1 rRNA gene is annotated in these 2986 nt (G+C 51.3%); it reads right to left on the bottom strand.

From position 1 onward, the window contains the following. Window positions 1-73: 73 nt before the first annotated feature. Window positions 74-2964, bottom strand: a 23S ribosomal RNA gene (locus LIX84_RS23170). Window positions 2965-2986 lie beyond the last annotated feature (22 nt).

A 2986-nucleotide genomic window follows, 5' to 3' on the forward strand; every position in this document is an offset into this window, starting at 1 on the left:
ATTCGGAAAGCTGTTTTCGTTCTTACACATTCAATGTTCTTAGTTGAGTCCATCAAAACCCCTTGGGTGTTGTATGGTTAAGCCTCACGGGCAATTAGTACAGGTTAGCTCAACGCCTCACAACGCTTACACACCCTGCCTATCAACGTCGTAGTCTACGACAACCCTTTAGGATACTTAAAGTATCAGGGAGAACTCATCTCAAGGCTCGCTTCCCGCTTAGATGCTTTCAGCGGTTATCGATCCCGAACTTAGCTACCGGGCAATGCGTCTGGCGACACAACCCGAACACCAGAGGTTCGTCCACTCCGGTCCTCTCGTACTAGGAGCAGCCCCTTTCAATTCTCCAACGCCCACGGCAGATAGGGACCGAACTGTCTCACGACGTTCTAAACCCAGCTCGCGTACCACTTTAAATGGCGAACAGCCATACCCTTGGGACCGACTTCAGCCCCAGGATGTGATGAGCCGACATCGAGGTGCCAAACACCGCCGTCGATATGAACTCTTGGGCGGTATCAGCCTGTTATCCCCGGAGTACCTTTTATCCGTTGAGCGATGGCCCTTCCATTCAGAACCACCGGATCACTATGACCTGCTTTCGCACCTGCTCGAATTGTCATTCTCGCAGTCAAGCGGGCTTATGCCATTGCACTAACCTCACGATGTCCAACCGTGATTAGCCCACCTTCGTGCTCCTCCGTTACGCTTTGGGAGGAGACCGCCCCAGTCAAACTACCCACCAGGCACTGTCCGCAACCCCGATAAGGGGTCGACGTTAGAACATCAACACTACAAGGGTGGTATTTCAAGGACGGCTCCACGCAATCTAGCGACTGCGCTTCAAAGCCTCCCACCTATCCTACACATGTAGGGTCAATGTTCAGTGCCAAGCTGTAGTAAAGGTTCACGGGGTCTTTCCGTCTAGCCGCGGGTACACTGCATCTTCACAGCGATTTCAATTTCACTGAGTCTCGGGTGGAGACAGCGTGGCCATCATTACGCCATTCGTGCAGGTCGGAACTTACCCGACAAGGAATTTCGCTACCTTAGGACCGTTATAGTTACGGCCGCCGTTTACCGGGGCTTCGATCAAGAGCTTCGACCGAAGTCTAACCCCATCAATTAACCTTCCGGCACCGGGCAGGCGTCACACCGTATACGTCATCTTGCGATTTTGCACAGTGCTGTGTTTTTAATAAACAGTTGCAGCCACCTGGTATCTGCGACTCTCAATAGCTCCATCCGCGAGGGACTTCACCGTCGAGAGCGTACCTTCTCCCGAAGTTACGGTACCATTTTGCCTAGTTCCTTCACCCGAGTTCTCTCAAGCGCCTTGGTATTCTCTACCCGACCACCTGTGTCGGTTTGGGGTACGATTCCTTACAATCTGAAGCTTAGAGGCTTTTCCTGGAAGCATGGCATCAATGACTTCACATCCGTAGATGCTCGACGTCGTGTCTCAGCCTTGAGAAGAGCCGGATTTACCTAACTCTTCAGCCTACGCACTTGAACCTGGACAACCGTCGCCAGGCCCACCTAGCCTTCTCCGTCCCCCCATCGCAATTGTAAGAAGTACGGGAATATTAACCCGTTTCCCATCGACTACGCCTTTCGGCCTCGCCTTAGGGGTCGACTTACCCTGCCCCGATTAACGTTGGACAGGAACCCTTGGTCTTCCGGCGAGGAGGTTTTTCACCCCCTTTATCGTTACTCATGTCAGCATTCGCACTTCTGATACGTCCAGCATGCGTTACCACACACCTTCAACCGCTTACAGAACGCTCCCCTACCCAATATACAAAAGTATATTGCCGCAGCTTCGGTTTACTACTTAGCCCCGTTACATCTTCCGCGCAGGCCGACTCGACCAGTGAGCTATTACGCTTTCTTTAAATGATGGCTGCTTCTAAGCCAACATCCTGGCTGTCTGAGCCTTCCCACATCGTTTCCCACTTAGTAGTAATTTGGGACCTTAGCTGGCGGTCTGGGTTGTTTCCCTCTCCACGACGGACGTTAGCACCCGCCGTGTGTCTCCCGGATAGTACTTACTGGTATTCGGAGTTTGCAAAGGGTTGGTAAGTCGGGATGACCCCCTAGCCTTAACAGTGCTCTACCCCCAGTAGTATTCGTCCGAGGCGCTACCTAAATAGCTTTCGGGGAGAACCAGCTATCTCCAGGTTTGATTGGCCTTTCACCCCTAGCCACAAGTCATCCGCTAATTTTTCAACATTAGTCGGTTCGGTCCTCCAGTTGATGTTACTCAACCTTCAACCTGCCCATGGCTAGATCACCTGGTTTCGGGTCTATATCCAGAGACTGAACGCCCAGTTAAGACTCGGTTTCCCTACGGCTCCCCTAGATGGTTAACCTTGCCACTGAATATAAGTCGCTGACCCATTATACAAAAGGTACGCAGTCACAGGACGAAGCCTGCTCCTACTGCTTGTACGTACACGGTTTCAGGTTCTATTTCACTCCCCTCACAGGGGTTCTTTTCGCCTTTCCCTCACGGTACTGGTTCACTATCGGTCAGTCAGTAGTATTTAGCCTTGGAGGATGGTCCCCCCATATTCAGACAGGATATCACGTGTCCCGCCCTACTCGATTTCACTGAATATGCGTCGTCAGTTACGGGGCTATCACCCTGTATCGCCAAGCTTTCCAGCTTGTTCACCTAACGCCTATAAAGCTTAAGGGCTAGTCCAATTTCGCTCGCCGCTACTTTCGGAATCTCGGTTGATTTCTTTTCCTCGGGGTACTTAGATGTTTCAGTTCCCCCGGTTCGCCTCGTTATGCTATGTATTCACATAACGATACTTACTTATGTAAGTGGGTTTCCCCATTCGGAAATCCCAGACTCAAGTGGTTTTTACTACCTAATCTGGGCTTATCGCAAGTTAATACGTCCTTCATCGCCTCTGACTGCCAAGGCATCCACCGTGTACGCTTAGTCACTTAACCATACAACCCGAAGGAGTTTCGA

This window comes from Vibrio sp. E14, from assembly GCF_020515785.1.
Lineage (GTDB): Bacteria > Pseudomonadota > Gammaproteobacteria > Enterobacterales > Vibrionaceae > Vibrio > Vibrio diabolicus.